General features: G+C 69.5%; 15 protein-coding genes. 8 read left to right on the top strand and 7 right to left on the bottom strand.

Going from position 1 to position 16,160, the window contains the following annotated elements; genetic code table 11:
- Position 1 precedes the first annotated feature (1 nt).
- The 6 genes from EV675_RS19635 to EV675_RS19610 all read left to right on the top strand — a co-directional run bounded on the left by EV675_RS19635 (position 2) and on the right by EV675_RS19610 (position 6,185).
- Positions 2 to 475 carry an aromatic-ring-hydroxylating dioxygenase subunit beta gene (locus EV675_RS19635; protein WP_130358986.1) on the top strand — a complete coding sequence of 158 codons (474 nt, stop codon included), beginning with the start codon at positions 2 to 4 and terminating at the stop codon, positions 473 to 475.
- On the top strand, positions 472 to 1,479 hold the full coding sequence (locus tag EV675_RS19630) for a PdxA family dehydrogenase (RefSeq protein WP_130358984.1): 1,008 nt from the start codon (positions 472 to 474) through the stop codon (positions 1,477 to 1,479). Before EV675_RS19635 ends, EV675_RS19630 begins: the two co-directional genes overlap by 4 nt.
- 23 nt (positions 1,480 to 1,502) lie before the next feature.
- The gene (locus tag EV675_RS19625) at positions 1,503 to 2,522 is read left to right on the top strand and encodes a 2Fe-2S iron-sulfur cluster-binding protein (RefSeq protein WP_130358982.1); all 1,020 of its coding nucleotides are present in this window, start codon (positions 1,503 to 1,505) and stop codon (positions 2,520 to 2,522) included.
- Between the two features lie 58 nt (positions 2,523 to 2,580).
- Positions 2,581 to 3,507 (top strand): LysR family transcriptional regulator, encoded by a 927-nt coding sequence (locus tag EV675_RS19620; RefSeq protein WP_130358980.1) that lies wholly within the window; start codon positions 2,581 to 2,583, stop codon positions 3,505 to 3,507.
- 93 nt (positions 3,508 to 3,600) lie between these two features.
- The gene (locus EV675_RS19615; RefSeq protein ID WP_242621502.1) at positions 3,601 to 4,572 is read left to right on the top strand and encodes a Bug family tripartite tricarboxylate transporter substrate binding protein; all 972 of its coding nucleotides are present in this window, start codon (positions 3,601 to 3,603) and stop codon (positions 4,570 to 4,572) included.
- Positions 4,573 to 4,604: 32 nt separating this feature from the next.
- A complete protein-coding gene (locus tag EV675_RS19610) occupies positions 4,605 to 6,185 on the top strand; it encodes a sulfatase family protein (protein WP_130358978.1) in 1,581 nt (526 codons plus the stop codon).
- A 111-nt stretch (positions 6,186 to 6,296) separates the two neighbouring features.
- Here EV675_RS19610 and EV675_RS19605 read toward each other — a convergent pair whose 3' ends face one another.
- The 3 genes from EV675_RS19605 to hmgA are packed head-to-tail and all read right to left on the bottom strand — an operon-like array spanning position 6,297 to position 9,908.
- Positions 6,297 to 7,271 carry a Bug family tripartite tricarboxylate transporter substrate binding protein gene (locus EV675_RS19605; protein ID WP_130358976.1) on the bottom strand — a complete coding sequence of 325 codons (975 nt, stop codon included), beginning with the start codon at positions 7,269 to 7,271 and terminating at the stop codon, positions 6,297 to 6,299.
- 19 nt (positions 7,272 to 7,290) lie between these two features.
- Positions 7,291 to 8,580, bottom strand: coding sequence for a fumarylacetoacetase (gene fahA, locus EV675_RS19600; RefSeq protein WP_130358974.1), 1,290 nt, complete (start codon positions 8,578 to 8,580; stop codon positions 7,291 to 7,293).
- On the bottom strand, positions 8,577 to 9,908 hold the full coding sequence (hmgA, locus tag EV675_RS19595) for a homogentisate 1,2-dioxygenase (protein ID WP_130358972.1): 1,332 nt from the start codon (positions 9,906 to 9,908) through the stop codon (positions 8,577 to 8,579). The genes fahA and hmgA overlap by 4 nt, the downstream gene beginning before the upstream one ends.
- Before the next feature lie 160 nt (positions 9,909 to 10,068).
- Here hmgA and EV675_RS19590 point away from each other — a divergent pair, with 160 nt between their 5' ends.
- Positions 10,069 to 10,887 carry an IclR family transcriptional regulator gene (locus tag EV675_RS19590; RefSeq protein ID WP_130358970.1) on the top strand — a complete coding sequence of 273 codons (819 nt, stop codon included), beginning with the start codon at positions 10,069 to 10,071 and terminating at the stop codon, positions 10,885 to 10,887.
- Positions 10,888 to 11,125: 238 nt separating this feature from the next.
- Here EV675_RS19590 and EV675_RS19585 read toward each other — a convergent pair whose 3' ends face one another.
- The 4 genes from EV675_RS19585 to EV675_RS19570 form a co-directional block, all read right to left on the bottom strand.
- On the bottom strand, positions 11,126 to 12,346 hold the full coding sequence (locus EV675_RS19585; RefSeq protein ID WP_130358968.1) for a vWA domain-containing protein: 1,221 nt from the start codon (positions 12,344 to 12,346) through the stop codon (positions 11,126 to 11,128).
- Positions 12,347 to 12,592: 246 nt separating this feature from the next.
- Positions 12,593 to 12,895 carry a Dabb family protein gene (locus tag EV675_RS19580; protein WP_165404663.1) on the bottom strand — a complete coding sequence of 101 codons (303 nt, stop codon included), beginning with the start codon at positions 12,893 to 12,895 and terminating at the stop codon, positions 12,593 to 12,595.
- Positions 12,896 to 12,932: 37 nt separating this feature from the next.
- Positions 12,933 to 14,054: a methyltransferase gene (locus EV675_RS19575; protein ID WP_423213231.1), complete on the bottom strand. Its 1,122-nt coding sequence runs from the start codon at positions 14,052 to 14,054 to the stop codon at positions 12,933 to 12,935.
- Positions 14,055 to 14,088: 34 nt separating this feature from the next.
- Complete coding sequence (locus tag EV675_RS19570) at positions 14,089 to 14,721, bottom strand: class I SAM-dependent DNA methyltransferase (RefSeq protein ID WP_130358964.1); 633 nt, start codon at positions 14,719 to 14,721, stop codon at positions 14,089 to 14,091.
- Between the two features lie 74 nt (positions 14,722 to 14,795).
- Here EV675_RS19570 and gor point away from each other — a divergent pair, with 74 nt between their 5' ends.
- Entirely contained in the window at positions 14,796 to 16,151 is a 1,356-nt protein-coding gene (gene gor / locus EV675_RS19565; protein ID WP_130358963.1) for a glutathione-disulfide reductase, read from the top strand.
- The last annotated feature ends 9 nt before the right edge of the window (positions 16,152 to 16,160 follow it).

The raw sequence follows: 16,160 nt of genomic DNA, 5'->3' as shown, positions 1-16,160 counted from the left end.
CATGGCCGAATTCACCCAAGAGCGGCTGGGCACCCTGAACGCCGCCTACGCGCGCTGCATCGACAACGACGAGGTCGAGGCCTGGCCGGCGTTCTTCGAGGAACGCTGCCTGTACGTGGTCAATACCGCCGAGAACCACGCGGCCGGCATGGAGGCGGGCGTGATCTATGCCGACACGCGCGCCATGCTGCAGGACCGCGTCTCGGCGCTGCGCGACGCCAACGTCTACGAGCGCCACCGCTATCGCCACATCGTCGGACTGCCGTTCGTGCTGGGCATCCAGGACGGCGAGGCCAGTGTCGAGACGCCCTTCCTCGTGGTGCGCATCATGCGCGAGGGCGCCACCGAGGTGTTCGCGTCCGGGCGCTACCTGGACCGCGTGGTCGAGGGCGAGGATGGGCAACTCAGGTTCGCGCGGCGGCTGGCCATCTGCGACAGCCGGAACATCGACACCCTGCTGGCGATCCCGCTATGAACGCGGCCGTTGGATCGGCCGGGGGCGCGGCGCGCAAGCGCATCGCCATCGCGCTGGGCGATGCCAACGGCATCGGCCCGGAAATCGCCGTCAAGGCCGCCCGCGCGCTGCGTGACGAGCCGGTCGATTGCGTGCTGGTGGGCGATGGCTTCGTGCTGCGCGAGCAGGTGGCCCGCCATGCGCCCGGAATGGCGCTGACGGCCTTCGAGCCAGGCGCGGCGCGCCTGCCGGATCAACTGCCGTGGGCCGAGGTGGCGGCCCTGCCGCCGTCGGAATACGCGCCGGGCGAGGTGCGCGCGGCGGCCGGCGCGGCCATGGTGGCCTACGTGGGCGAGGCGGTGCGCCTGGCGCGCGCCGGCCTGGTCGATGCCGTGGTCGGCTGTCCGCATTCGGAGACCTCGGTGGCACGGGCCGGCATTCCGTTCTCGGGCTATCCGGGGCTGATCGCGCAACTGACCGGGACGCCGGCCGACCGGGTGTTCCTGATGCTGGCCACGCCCGATCTGAGGATCGGCCACGTGACGCTGCATGAACCGGTGCGGCGGGCGCTGGACCGGCTGGACACGCAACTGGTGGTCGACGCGGCGCTGGCCGTGATCGACGGCGCGCGTGCGATCGGGATCGACCGGCCGCGCCTGGGAATCTTCGGCATCAATCCGCACGCGGGCGAGGGCGGCCTGTTCGGCGACGAGGACCAGGCCATCACCGAACCCGCGGTGGCGCGCCTGCGCGCCATGGGCCTGGAGGTGGACGGTCCGCAGGGGGCCGATCTCATGCTGGCGCAGCGCGGGCACGACGTCTACCTGGCCATGTTCCACGACCAGGGACATATCCCGATCAAGCTGCTGAGCCCCCGGCAGGCCAGCGCGCTGTCGCTGGGCGGCGGCGTGCGTTTCAGCAGCGTCGGGCATGGCTGCGCCTTCGACATCGCGGGCCAGGGCACGGCCGATCCATCGGCCGTGCTGCGCACCGTGCGCCTCTTGGCCGGGTTGGCCGATCACTAGGTCCGCCGGACCGGATGGAATCCATGCAATACACCATACGCATCGATCAACGAGACATCGAATTTCCCTGCGAGGACGGCCAGACCGTCCTGGACGGCGCGCTGGCCGCCGGCTACGAGATCCCGTATTCCTGCCGCACCGGCATCTGCGGCAGTTGCCGGGGCCGCATCGTGCGGGGGGACGTGCGCGGCGGGGCCGGCGAGGGCGTGCTGGACGAGGACGAGCGGCGCCAGGGCGGGGCGCTGTTGTGCCAGGCGCGGCCCTGTTCCGACCTGGACGTGGCGGTGCGCGACATCGAGCGCCGCGATCCGGCCGCCAGCAAGACCGTGGCCGCCAAGGTCTACCGGCTGGCACGCGCCGCCCACGACGTGACGGTGCTGCACCTGCGCTTTCCCGCCGGCACCCGGGTGCGCTTCAAGGCGGGGCAGTACCTGCACGCGCGGATGGCGGACGGCACCATCCGCCACTTCTCCATGGCCAACCCGCCGCAGCAGAGCGACGGCGTGGAACTGCACATCCGGCACGTTCCCGGCGGCAAGTTCTCGGCTTACCTGGCGGAGTCGGTGCAGGCCGGCCAGCTGCTGGACGTGTCGCTGCCGTTCGGCGACTTCTATCTGCGCGAGACCGGCCTGCCGGCGGTGCTGGTGGCCAGCGGCACCGGTTTCGCGCCCATCAAGTCCATGGTCGAGGACGCCATCCGGCGCAAGCTCGACCGGCCCATGACTCTTTATTGGGGCGCGCGCCGGGAAGCGGACCTGTACCTGGCGGACCTGCCGCGCAAGTGGGCCGACAAACACCCCTGGTTCCGCTTCGTGCCCGTGCTGTCCGACAGCCCGGCGGACGACGGCTGGCAGGGCCGCCGGGGGCTCGTCCACCAGGCGGTGCTGGACGACTTTGCCTCGCTGGCCGGGCACGAGGTCTATGCCTGCGGCGCGCCGGCGATGATCAGCGCCGCGCGCCAGGACTTCGTGCACGAGCGGGGGCTGCCCACCGACCGCTTCTATTGCGACGCCTTCGTACCCATGGCGCCGCAGGCGGCATAGCGTCCGTGCCCGCTTCCGGCTGTGCCAGAATGAGGCGTCGTCGGGGTGCGGAGCTTTCATGGACTGGATTCAACGCCTGCGTGTCAGGCAACTGTATGTGCTGGTTTCGCTTCACGAGACGGCCAACCTGAGCCTGACCGCGGCGCGCATGCACATGACCCAGCCCGCCTTGTCCAAGTGGCTGCGCGAGCTGGAAACGGACCTGGGCGTGGAGCTGTTCGAGCGGCATTCGCGCGGACTGGTGCCTACGCGTTTCTGCGACACGCTGGTCGAACATGCGCGGATGGTATTGGGGGAACTCGAACGCACGGGCGAGGCGCTGCGCGCGATGAGCGACGGGGCGGTGGGGCAGTTGCTGGTCGGCACCACGCCCATCGGGACCAGCGGGCTGCTGCCGGCGTGCCTGGGCCACTACCGCCGCCTGCGGCCGGGCATCTGCGTGGGGGTGCACGAGAATTCCCTGGAGAAGCTGCTGCCCCTGTTGAAGGAAGGCCGGCTCGATTGCATCGTGTCGCGCATCGAGGCGCCGGTGGATCCCGCCGTCGTGGCCGAGCCGCTGCAAGAAGAGGGGATATGCGTGGTGGCCAGCCGCGATCATCCGCTGGCGCGGCTGCGCAAGGTGGACTGGGCCCGCGCCCGCGACTATCCCTGGGCGCTGCCCCAGGCCGGCACGCCGCTGCGGCGCGAACTGGAACTGGGCCTGGCCGCGGTGGGCGAGCCGACGCCGCGCGCGGCCATCGAGGCCTCGTCGGTGGTCCTGATCGCCTCGCTGCTGCAGGACGGCGAGATGCTGGCGGTGATGTCGGACGCCGTGGTGCAGGCGCTGTCCCGGCTGGGCCGCCTGAAGGTCCTGCCCCTGGCGCTGGGCCGCCGGGCCACGGTGGGCGTCCTGCGGCGCGCCGGCACGCTGCCGACGCCGGTGCTGGAGGATTTCCTGTCCTGCCTCAGGGACGCCGCCCAGGCGGCCGGCCGCCGGCCGGAATAACCAGAATTCATGACAGCGGGCCCAATAGTCATTATCCAGCCGCGGCCCGCGCATCCATACTCCAGGCACAAATCCATCATGCAAGGAGACAACATGGGTGCGACCCGTATCCTCGTCGCGGCCTGTGCCACATTCGCCGTGGCCGCGACCGCCGCCGCGCAGCCGGCGGCCTTTCCCTCCCGGCCCGTGCGCATCGTCGTGCCGTTCGCCCCGGGTGGCGCCGTGGACGTGATGACGCGGCAACTGGCGCGCGTCATGTCCGAACAGCAGGGCTATACCGTCATCGTCGAGAATAAGCCTGGCGCCTCCGGACTGATCGCGTCCGAGGCGGTGGCCAAATCCGCGCCCGACGGCTACACGCTGCTGATGGCGACCTCGAACACGCATGGCGTGAACAGCGCCCTGTTCAAGCAGCTGCCCTACGATCCGATCAAGGACTTCACGCCGGTGGCCATGGTGGCCGACAACGTCGTCGTGCTGCTGGCGCACCGGTCGTTTCCGGCGGCGAACTTCCAGGAAGCGGTCGCCCTGATCCGCAAGACGCCGGGCAAGTACAGCTATGCCTCGCCGGGATCGGGCACGGTCCATCACATGGGCATGGAATTGCTGAAGGCGGCCGCCCGCCTGGACGTGGTGCACGTGGGCTACAAGGGCGCCGGTCCGGCGATGGCCGACCTGGCGGCGGGACATGTGCCGCTGATGATGGGCGGCATCGCGCCGGCGGCGCCGTTCATCAAGTCGGGCGCGGTGCGTGTGCTGGCCGTGGCCAATCCCGAGCCGTTCCCCACGCTGCCCGGCGTGCCGCTGTTCAAGGACGTGGCGCCGGAGGTATCGGTGACCTCGTGGATGGGGCTGACGGCGCCGGCCGGCACGCCCGCCGCCGTGGTGGACCGCATCAACGCCGATGTGCGCAAGGCCCTGGACAAGCCCGGTTTCGCGCAGACCATGGCCGACATCGGCATGGTGCCCCGCCCGATGAACCCGGCCGACATGGGCCGCCAGATCGCCGCCGAGATGCCCAAGTGGAAGCGGGCGGTGCAGGTTTCCGGCGCCACCGCCGAATGAGTCCGGACGACAACGCTTCGATGGAATCCCCGATGCCGCAATCGCAACGCCCCGTCAATTTCCTGCTTTTCATCACCGACCAGCATCGCGCCGACCACCTGGGCGCCTATGGCAACCGGGTCGTCGCCACGCCCAACCTGGACGCGCTGGCCGCCGCCGGCTGGCGCGGCGACGAGATGCACGTCGCCACGCCCATCTGCATGCCCAACCGCGCCAGCCTGCTGACCGGCCGCTATCCGTCGGCCCACGGCGCGCGCCACAACGGCATCCCGCTGGACCTGCAATCGTCCACCTTCGTCGACGTGCTGCGCCAGGCCGGCTACCGCACTTCGCTGGTGGGCAAGGCGCATTTCCAGAACATGACGGACAACCCGCCGCCCTGGCCGCCCAACCCCGCCGACCGGCTGGCGCGCGAGGCGAAGGTGCGCGGGCCCGGACGCTACGACCAGGAGAACCGCAACAAGTGGCTGACCAGGGAAGACTATGACCTCGACTATCCGTTCTACGGTTTCGAGGACGTGGACCTGGTGGACGATCACAGCGATTCGGTCCACGGCCACTACCGGCAGTGGCTGCGCCGCCATCATCCCGAGGTCGAGGCCCTGATCGGGCCGAAGGCCGCCACGCCCGCGCCGGACTACGTGCTGACCTCGTTCGGCCAGGCCTGGCGCACGGCGGTGCCCGAGGAACTCTATCCCAGCGCCTACATCGCCGATCGCACCATCGAGCGCCTGGAGCGCGCCGGCGGCCAGCCGTTCTTCATCCAGTGCTCGTTCCCCGATCCCCACCACCCCTTCACGCCGCCGGGCAAGTACTGGGACATGTACGACCCCGACGAGATGGAGTTGCCGCCGTCCTTCCACACCGGCGCGGCGCCGCTGCCCCACGTCGAATGGCTGTACCGCCAGCGCGACAGCGGCAAGGCGGTCAAGCACACGCCCGCCATCTTCGCCTGCACCGAGCGCGAGGCCAAGGAGGCGCTGGCGCTGAACTACGGGTCCATCACCAACATCGACCACCAGATCGGCCGGGTGCTGGCGGCGCTGAAGCGGCTGGGTCTGGACAAGGATACGGTGGTGATCTTCACCAGCGACCACGGCGACTACCTGGGCGACCACCAACTGATGCTGAAGGGTCCCATCCACTACCGTGGCCTGGTGCGGGTGCCGTTCATCTGGCACGACCCCGCGCTGCCGGCGCGGGGCGCCGGCAGCGCGCTGGCCAGCACCATCGACGTCGCCCCGACCATCCTGGCGCGGGCCGGCGTGGCGGGCTTCAACGGCATCCAGGGCAAGAGCCTGCTGGACGTCATGGCCGGCAAGGCCGAGCGCGTGCGCGAGCACCTGATGATCGAGGAAGAGGGCCAGCGCGTCATCCTGGGCTTCGACGCCCGCATCCGCTGCCGCACCCTGCGCTCGGACCGCTATCGGCTCACGATCTACGACGGCGCCGAGTGGGGCGAACTGTACGACCTGGAGCGAGACCCCATCGAGGCCAGGAACCTGTGGGACGATGCCGAATACGCGGACGTGAAGGCCGACATGATGCAGGCCCTGGCGCGCGACATGCTCTACCACATCGACACCAGCCCCTATCCCGACGCGCTAGCGTAGAGACCTCCGTCAGGCACGACGCGTCCCCTACCCAGGGCACCGCGGATCCGGCTTTGCCGGTCCGCCAGTGCCGCCCCCTGGGGGGCGCGCGTAAGCGCGTAGGGGGGGAGATCAGTCCAGGGTGATCTTCAGGTCGCGGATCAGTTTTTGCCAGAGCTCGCTTTCGCTCTTGACGAGGGCGGCGTATTCCTGGGGTGTGCTGCCTACGGGCTCGATGCCGAACTCGACCAGTTTCTTGTTCACGGCCGGGGTCTTGATGGCGGCGGTGACTTGTTTCTGGAGGGTGGCGATGACCTCGGGCGGCGTGTTCGCGGGGGCGACCATGCCGACCTGGGCCGAGGCTTCCACGCCCTGGATGCCCAGTTCCGCGAAGGTAGGCACGTCGGGCAGCTGCGGCAGGCGCGTGGGGTTGGCCACGGCCAGCGGGCGGACCTTGTGGCCCTTGATGAAGGCATTGCCGGCGGCGAGGTCGGTCATCATGGCCGGCAACTGGCCGCCCGCCACGTCGACCAGCGCGGGCGCGGCGCCGCGATAGGCGATGTGCAGCATGCGCATGCCGGTGCGTTCCTTCAGCAGTTCCATGGCCAGGTGATGCGGGCTGCCCGCGCCGGCCGAGGCGTAGCTGTACTTGCCCGGCTGGCTCTTGACCTTGGCGATGAAGTCCTTGGCGTCCTTGAACTCGGTGTTCGGACCCACGATCAGGATCATGGGGAACTTGCCCATCAGCGTGACCGGCGCCAGGTCGCGCGTGGGGTTGTAGCTCAGGTTCTTGTACAGGGCGGGGTTGAACACCAGCGTGCCGTTGTCGGCCGACAGCACCGTGTAGCCGTCGGGCGCGGCGCGCGCCGTCTCGACCGCGCCGATGGCCGTGTTGCCGCCGGGCTTGTTGTCCACCACGACGGGCTGCTTGATGATCTCGGACAACTGGGCGCCGATGGTGCGGGCCAGGAAGTCGGAGCCGCCGCCCACCGCGTAGGGAACGATCCAACGAACGGGCTTGGAAGGATAGGCGTCGGCCGCCGCGGCCGCGCCGGTCCAGAGGACCAGCGCCGAAGCCGCCAGTGCCGTCGTCCACGTGCTTTTCATGTTTGTCTCCTTGGAGTTGTCATTGGTGGGGCAGGGCGGGCAGGATGGTGCCGGCGCACGAGCCGAAGCCCACGCGGTAGCCGTCGCCCTGGCACCAGCCGGTCAGGATGACTTCATCGCCGTCCTCGATGAAGGCGCGGGTCGCCCCGCCGATGTCCACCGGATTCTTGCCATTGACGGTAAGTTCCAGCAGCGATCCGTACGAACCTGCGTCGGGCCCGCTGATCGTGCCGGACCCCATCAGGTCCCCCACCCGGGTGTTGCAGCCGGACACCGTATGGTGCGCCAGTTGCTGAGCCATCGTCCAGTACATGTGCTTGAAGTTGGTGCGGGCGATGGGGGATGCGTGGTCGCGGCCCTGCGGGCGCAGCGACACTTCCAGCTGGATGTCGAAGGCGTGCTGGCCGTCGTGGCGCAGGTAGGCCAGGGGTTCGGGTTCCTGCCGCGGCTGCAGGGTGCGGAACGGCGCCAGGGCATCCATCGTGACCACCCACGGGGAAATGGTCGTGGCGAAGCCCTTGGCGTTGAAGGGGCCCAGCGGCACGTATTCCCAGGCCTGGATGTCGCGCGCGCTCCAGTCGTTCAGCAGGACCATCCCGAAGATGTGCGATTCGGCCTCGTCGCTGGACACCGGTTCGGCCATGCCGTTGGGCACGCCGACGAAAAAGCCGGTCTCCAGTTCGAAGTCCAGCTTCAGGCAGGGCGAGAACACCGGCCTTTCCTGGTTGGGAAGCTTGATCTGCCCGTTGGGCCGCCGCACCGGCGTGCCGCTGACGACCACCGACGAGGCTCGGCCGTTATAGCCGATGGGGATCTCCAGCCAGTTCGGCAGCAGGGCGTTCTTGGGATCGCGGAACAGGGCGCCGACGTTGGTCGCGTGTTCCTTCGACGAATAGAAGTCGGTATAGCCGGGGATCTCCACCGGCAGCAGCAGCGTGGCGCCGGCCTGCGGCACCAGCGCCTGGGCGCGCGCCGCGGCGTCGTCGCGCAGGGTGGCGGTATCGGCGGCCAGCAGCGTGCTGACCTGGCCGCGCACGCTGCGCCAGGTGTCCCGGCCGGCGGCCATGAAGGCGTTCAGGCTGGCGGCGGCGAACAGGGGCCGGGGCGTGCGCAGCAGGCCCGTCTGTTCGAGCCGGGCCAGGTCCAGGATCTGGTCGCCGATGGCCACGCCCACGCGGGGAGCGGCGTCGGCGGACGGCTTGAACACGCCGTAGGGCAGGTTCTGGATGGGGAAGTGGCTGTCGGCGGCATTGGCCGATTCGACCCAGCTTCGCAGGCCGGGGGCGATCGTGGGATCGGCGGGATTCATCGGGTCTCCGGGGAAAAATGCTTGGTCAGGTTCTGCCAGCACTGGAAGTACTGGCTTTGCAATTGGGCGGTGTCCAGCGCATAGCGGGTGGGCTTGATGACGTGGCGGGTCTCGAACATGAACGCCATCGTATCGCCGACCTTGTGCGGCCGGGAGGTGTCGGCGCGCGAGGCTTTCTCGAAGGTGTCGCCGTCGGGGCCGTGGCCGGTCATGCAGTTGTGCAGGCTGGCGCCGCCCGGCACGAAGCCCTCGGCCTTGGCGTCGTAGGCGCCGTGCACCAGCCCCATGAATTCGCTGGCCACGTTGCGGTGGAACCAGGGCGGACGGAAGGTGTCCTCGGCCGCCAGCCAGCGCGGCGGGAAAATGACGAAGTCCAGCGAGTCCACGCCCGGCGTGTCGCTGGGCGCCTGCAACACCAGGAAAATGGACGGATCGGGATGGTCGTAGCTGATCGAGCCTATGGTGTTGAAGCGGCGCAGGTCGTACTTGCAGGGGGCGTAGTTGCCGTGCCAGGCCACCACGTCCAGCGGCGAATGGCCGATGGCGGCGCGCCAGAGACGGCCGCCGAACTTGGCCACCAGCTCGAAGCGGCCCTCGCGGTCCTCGTAGCTGGCGCAGGGGGTCAGGAAGTCGCGCGGGTTGGCCAGGCCGTTCGAGCCGATCACGCCCAGGTCGGGCAGGCGCAGCAGGGCGCCGAAGTTTTCGCAGATATAGCCGCGCGCCTGGCCGTCGGGCAGCGACACCTGGAAGCGGCAGCCGCGCGGCACGACCGCGATCTCCTGCGGTTCGAGGTCGATCACGCCCAGCTCGGTGGCGAGGCGCAGGCGGCCTTGCTGGGGCACGATCAGCAGCTCGCCGTCGGCGCTGTAGAAATAGCGGTCCTGCATGGAGCGGTTGGCGGCGTACAGGTGGATGGCGCAGCCCTGCATGGCATCGGCCGATCCGTTGCCCGCCATGGTGACCCAGCCGTCGACGAAGTCGGTCGGCGCCTGCGGCATGGGCAGCGGATCCCAGCGCAACTGGTTGGGCGAGGTGGGCGGCACCTGGCTGAAATCGCCCACCAGACGCGGGCTTTCCATGGGCTCGAACGGCAGGTGCACCGCGGCGGGCCGGATCCGGTACAGCCACGAGCGACGGTTGTGGCTGCGCGGCGCGGTGAAGGCCGTGCCGGACATTTGCTCGGCATACAGGCCGTAGGGCGCGCGCTGCGGGGAATTGCGCCCCACGGGCAGGGCGCCCGGCAGGGCTTCGGTGGCGAATTCGTTGCCGAAGCCCGACATGTAGCCGGCGCTGGCGGCGATTTCCGCGGGATGAGAGGTCGTGTTCATGATCGTCTGCGCATGGGGGGACGAGGATAGGCGGGGTGTCTCTGGAAATTTACGTCGAAAGTAATTTATTTACGTTAAGCGTAATTTTTGTTGAGGGCGGCGTCAAGTCATTACGTCATGCGTGCTAGGATTACGTTAAACGTAATCTGACGGGGGCGGCGTGGCTACCAAGGAAAGCACGGACGCAGGCGGGGGCGAGGCGCCCGCGCGCGGCGGCGGCGGGGTCCAGGCGCTGGAAACGGGCCTGACGGTGCTCGACGCCTTCGCCGACGTGATCCGCCCCATGATGCTCAAGGAAATCGCCCTGGCGGCCGACATGCACCCGGCCAAGGTGCACCGCTACCTGGCCAGCTTCGTCAAGCGCGGATACGTGGAACAGGACGCGCAGGGGCGCTACAGCCTGGGGCGGGGGGCGCTGCGCATCGGCCTGGCCAGCCTGGCCTCGCTGGACGCCGTCCGGCTGGTCACGCCGTTGCTGGACGAACTCAGCAACGCGCTGGGCGAGACCGTGCTGGCGGCGGTCTGGGGCAACCGGGGGCCCACCGTCGTGCAATGGCGCGACTCGCCCCGGCCGGTCATGGTGAACGTGCGCCCCGGCTCGGTCCTGCCGCTGCTGTCGTCCGCCACCGGGCGGGTGTTCGCCGCCTTCATGGAGCCGCCGCTGACGGCCGCGCTGGTCGAGGAGGAACTGAAGGAGCGGGCCGCCGAGAGCGCGTATCCGTCGAACGCCGGGGAAGTCGCGGAACTGCTGGATGGCGTGCGCGCGCTGCACGTGGGCCGCGTCACCGGCGACGTCCTGCCCGGCGTGGACTCCGTCAGCTCGCCTGTCTTCGACTACGACTCGCGCATGGTGCTGGCCATCACCGCCCTGGGCAACAGCGCCCGTTTCGACTCCGACCCCGCCGGCCCCATCGCCACCGCCGTCCGCCAGGCCGCCGAAACCCTGTCCCACCGCCTGGGCTACCCCGCGGCCTCATGACGAAAAGAAGAAAAGAAAAAGCCGCTCGACAGAGCGGCAAATGACTGCACCCAACACCAGTATGGCCCTGCCCAAGGGTGGCGCGAACCCCGCACCATCCCCAATATGTCGCGAACTCGCGACCAACTCAGCCCTGCGAAGATCGCCCCATCCCGACCCAGGGCACCGCGGATCCGGCTCCGCCGGTCCGCCAGTGCCGCCCCCTGGGGGGCGACCGAAGGGCGCAGGGGGGGCTAGCCTAATACTCGACCGGCAGCAGGATTTCGCCCCGGATGCCCGCGCCGTCATTGATCACCACACGCAGCGTCTTGGTCTTGCCGTCGACCTTGGCGCGGTAGGTGATGATGTAGCCGCCAGCCGCCACTTCCGCGATGGGCAGGTCGATCAGGCTGAACTCCTTTTCGTCCCATTCGAAATACGCGCCGCCCGTGCCTTCGGTGCCGGCGAAGACCTTCATGTCCGTGTGGATGCCTGGGCTGCCGATGGCGGGCGACACCACGTGCACCACGGCCTTGCCCTTGAGCTTGGCGATGAGGTCGGCCGCGGTGGGCGGGATCCAGCGGCCGCTGATGTTGGCCTCGGTGTAGCTGCCCCCATTGTGCGACACGACGTCGGTGACGACGATCAGCACCCGCTGCGCGCCGGTGCGCCATGGCGTCTTGTCGAACGCGAACTGCAGGGCGCCGACCGCGTTCTCGGGGCCGTCGCCGCCGCCCGTGGCCGCTTCTTCACTGATGAACTGCTTGAACTTGGTGAAGTCGGTGGTGGGCGCGAAGACCTGCCGTTCGCTGGTATCGAAGGCCGGCGGCTGCGTGCTGCCCGTGCCGATGCGCGTGGAGCCGGTGGCCTTGGTGTCGAAGGCATCGCCGAAGGTGACCGCGCCCAGCTGGACGTCCAGCCCGCTCTTGCCGAGGAAGTCGGCGAACTCGATGATGGACGACTGCACGCTCTTGAGCGCGCTGCTCATGCTGCCCGTCGTGTCGAACACGAACACGATGTCGGCCTTGGCCCGGGTGGAGTCCTCGCCGATGCGGCGCACGGTGTGGCCCTTGACGATGCCGCCCTCGACCACGACGAAGTCCTCGGCATCCAGGTCAGGCACGGCCGCGCGTGTCAGGTTCGCGCGGGTCGCGGCGAATTTGTTGGGGCCCGAGCGCATGGACAACTGCCGCGCCGACAGGGTCGTGGCGGTGGGCGCCGCGAAGCCCGCGACGTTGATGTCGTACAGGCCGCTGCCGTCGGTCCTGGCGGCGATGGAGGCGGCCGCCGTGATGGTCGGGTCGGTGATCGTCGCGGGCGGTTTGGCCGTGCTGTCGGCATAAGGGTCGGGAGGCGGTGGCGGCGGGGTGGTGCCACCCCCGCCCCCGCCGCTGGGTGTGACCGCGCCGTCGCCGCCACAGCCCGCGAGCAGTCCCGCGACCAGCAGCGCCATCAATCCATTCCTGGAAAACAGTTTCATCGTCGTGCTCCCTTATGTTCCCCCCCAGGGGGCGCATGGCATGAATGCGCGGCGCGCGGACCATCCTGATGAAAGAGGGTGGGCCGTGCGACGCGGACTGGTGTTGAACCGCGGTCCGAATCGGATCAGGGGTTCGTGCAGGGGATGGTAGGGAGGAACCGCGGGCCGCTGAATATGGCAAACGGTGGGCCCGGGCTAGGCCGAAAGGAGGGGGGAGCCGCGCCTTGCGCGAAGGCGCGGCGGGGATCAGGCGATTTCGTAGTCGACCATGCAGCCCGAGCTGAGATAGCGATCCATCCTGGCGCGCGTTTCCATGTGCACCGGATGGGCGTGATAGCCCTGCAGCGCGTCGCGGTCGGTGAATACCGTGTAGACCACGACGTCCAGCGCCTTGCTGGATGTGCTGAAGTTCAGGCCGGCCTCGGACTCGAGCAGGCCCGGGATGCGTCCGCGCTGTGCCGCGATGGTTTCGCGGATGATGGCGAAGACCGATTCGCGGGTTTCGCCTTCTTCGAGTTTCAGGCGCCACATGGCGATGTGCTTGATCATGGAAGTTCCTTGGTGCATGCGTGGAAGTGGATGTCGCCTAGCGCGCCGCGAGCCGCCACAGTGCCGTGGTTTCGGCGGCCCGGGCCGCGTGCAGGGGGTCGTTTCCGTCCTGCGCCTTGGGATGCCGGGGCCGGGTCTCGATCCGGTCTATCACCTTCAGTCCGGCGGTCTCCACCCATTCCAGCAACTCGGAGCGGGAACGCAGGCCCAGGTGTTCGGCCAGGTCCGACAGGATCAGCCAGCCTTCGCCCCCGGGCGCCAGATGATCGGCCAGCCCGGCCAGGAAGCCGCGCAGCATGCGGCTGTCCGGATCGAAGACTGCTCGGTCCAGGCTGGAATGGGCCGGCCCGGGAACCCAGGGCGGATTGCAGACGACGAGTTGCGCGCGGCCCGTGGGAAAGAGGTCGGCCGCTTCGATGCGGACGCGGGCCGACAGGCCCAGCCGCTCGATGTTCTCGCGCGCGCAGGCCAGGGCGTGGGGATCGGTGTCGGTCGCGACGACGCGGCGCACGCCGCGCCGGGCCAGCACGGCGGCCAGCACGCCGGTGCCGGTGCCGATGTCGAAGGCGGTGTCCTGTCCGGGCAGCGGCGCCTTGGCCACCAGTTCCACGTATTCGCCGCGTATCGGCGAGAACACCCCGTGATGCGGATGGATGCGGGCATCGAGCGCCGCCACGGGCACGCCTTTCTTGCGCCACTCGTGGGCGCCGATCACGCCCTGCAGTTCGCGCAGCGAGACCACGGCGTCGCGGCCGATGTCGCCGTAGGCTTCCCGGCAGGCCAGCCGCACGTCGGGCGCCCGCCGCAGCGGGATGCCGAAATCCGCGTCCAGGGGGACCAGCAGCATGCCCAGCACGCGCGCGCGCTGCAATTGCGCCTGGCGGTACAGGTGAAAGGTCTGGGTGATGGTGGCGCCGGGCTTGAACGGCCGGCGTTCCACCCGCCGCCCCATGGCCTGCAGCAGCAGGCGGGCGTTCTGGAAGTCGCCGTGCCACAGCAGCGCCGTGCCCTCGCAGGCCAGGCGGTAGGCCTGGTCGGCCGGCATGCGGTCATCCGCCAGCACGACGCGCCGGGGAGGGGGATGCCCCCCGGCCGACAGCCAGGCCGCCTCGCGGGGTTCGGGGTCGTTCCAGTACAGGATGTCGTCGGCGGTCGTCACGGTGGGGAAAAGGCAAGGGCGAAGGGGGCCGAGTCTACTCCATCGGCGCGGCGCGCCGCCGCCAGACGGTGGCGAGCCAGGGCTGCTGGGCGCGGGGCAGGCCGGCGGGCCGGTAGTAGTGCTCGAGTTCGTCGAAGCCGGCGGCGTCCAGGTAGCGGCGCCAGTGCTCCAGGTCATGGTAGACCCCGTAGCGGCCCCGGTTCCAGCCTTCCTCGTTGTTGCCGCGCGGGTTGGAGCAGAACAGCACGCCGCCGGGCTTGAGCGTGGCGCGCAGCGCCGCCAGCACGCGCGGCAGGTCCTGGCTGGGGATGTGGAACATCGAGGCGTTGGCGAAGATGCCGTCGAAGCGGTGGGCCGGCAGGTCGAGCGCCAAGAAGTCCTGGCACCAGACCTCGCAGCCGCTGTGCGCCCGCGCCATGGCGGCGAACGAGGGCGAGCCGTCCAGGCCCACGGCCTCGTGGCCGAGCTCGCGCAAGGCCTTCAGGTCGCGGCCCGGCCCGCAGCCGAAGTCCAGGATGGACAGCGGCGCGGGCGCGGCGATGTGCCGCAGCAGCGCGTCGATGTTCTGCCGGACGTCGTGGTCGCGCGTGCCTTCCCAGAAGGCGGCGGCGTTCTGTTCGTAGTAGTCCAGCGTGGGGGCGGAAAGCTCGCGATGGGGTTCGGTCATGGGTTCGGTGGCGTGGGCCGTGCGGGTTATGATCCAGGGCCTACGTATCGTTTCTTGTTGCGGAGACCTGCCTGATGCCTGCGTTCGACTACGACCTTATCACCATTGGCGCCGGTTCGGGCGGCGTGGCCGGCTCGCGCCGGGCGGCGTCGTACGGGGCGCGCGTGGCGATCTGCGAGGACAACCGGGTGGGCGGTACCTGCGTCATCCGCGGCTGTGTGCCCAAGAAGCTGCTGATGTATGGCTCGCAGTTCGCCGATGCCTTCCAGGATGCGGCCGGCTACGGCTGGAGCGTGCCCGGCGCCAGCCTGGACTGGGGCGCCCTGGTGGCCGCCAAGAACCGCGAGATCGACCGCCTGGAAGGCATCTACCGCCGGATGCTGGACCAGGCCGGCGTGACGCTGATCGAAGGCCGGGCCGTGGTGGTGGATCCGCATACGGTCGAGGTCGCCGGCAAGCGCCATACGGCCGAGCGCATCATGGTCGCCACCGGCGGCCATCCCGTGCTGCCCGACATCCCCGGCATCGAGCTGGCGATCACCTCCAACGAGGCGCTGTCGCTGGACAAGCTTCCCGGCGACGTGCTGATCGTGGGCGGCGGCTACATCGCGCTGGAGTTCGCGGGCATCTTCCGCGGCGCCGGCGCGCGCGTGACCCTGGCCATCCGGCGCGACCAGGTGCTGGGAGGATTCGACCAGGACATCCGCCAGGCCGTGGCCGAAGGATTGCAGCGGCGCGGCGTCGTCATCCGCCCGCACACCCGCGTCGTGGGAATGGCGCGGCGCGACGGCCGCATCGCCGTGCAGATCGACGACGGCGAAATATTGATGGTCGACCAGGTGATGATGGCCACGGGCCGCGCGCCCAACACCCGCGGGCTGGGGCTGGAGGCCTGCGGCGTGGCGCTGGGCGAGCATGGCGAGATCAAGGTGGACGGACAGTCGCGTACCAGCGTGCCCGGCATCTACGCGGTGGGCGACGTGACCGACCGCCTGAACCTGACGCCCTGGGCGATCGCCGAAGGGCGGGCCCTGGCCGAGACGCTCTACAACAACAACCCCATGCAGGCCGATGCCGAGAACGTGCCCGCGGCCGTATTCAGCCAGCCGCCGGTGGCCACGGTCGGCCTGTCCGAAGAGGACGCGCGCAAGCGCTACGGCAAGGTCCGCGTCTATCGCTCGCGCTTCCGGCCGATGAAGAACACACTGTCGGGACGCGACGAGCAGACCATGATGAAACTGGTCGTGGACGACGCCAGCGACCGGGTGGTGGGCTGCCACATGGTCGGCCCCGACGGCCCCGAGATCATCCAGGGCCTGGCCATTGCGATGAAATGCGGCGCCACCAAGCGTCAGTTCGACCAGACCATAGGCTTGCACCCGACGGCGGCCGAGGAGTTCGTCACCATGCGCGATCCGGTCGGCGCCTGAGGGAAGAAA

Source organism: Pigmentiphaga kullae, assembly GCF_004216695.1.
GTDB classification, from domain to species: Bacteria; Pseudomonadota; Gammaproteobacteria; order Burkholderiales; family Burkholderiaceae_B; genus Pigmentiphaga; species Pigmentiphaga kullae.
This window is presented reverse-complemented; position numbering and strand designations above follow the sequence as displayed.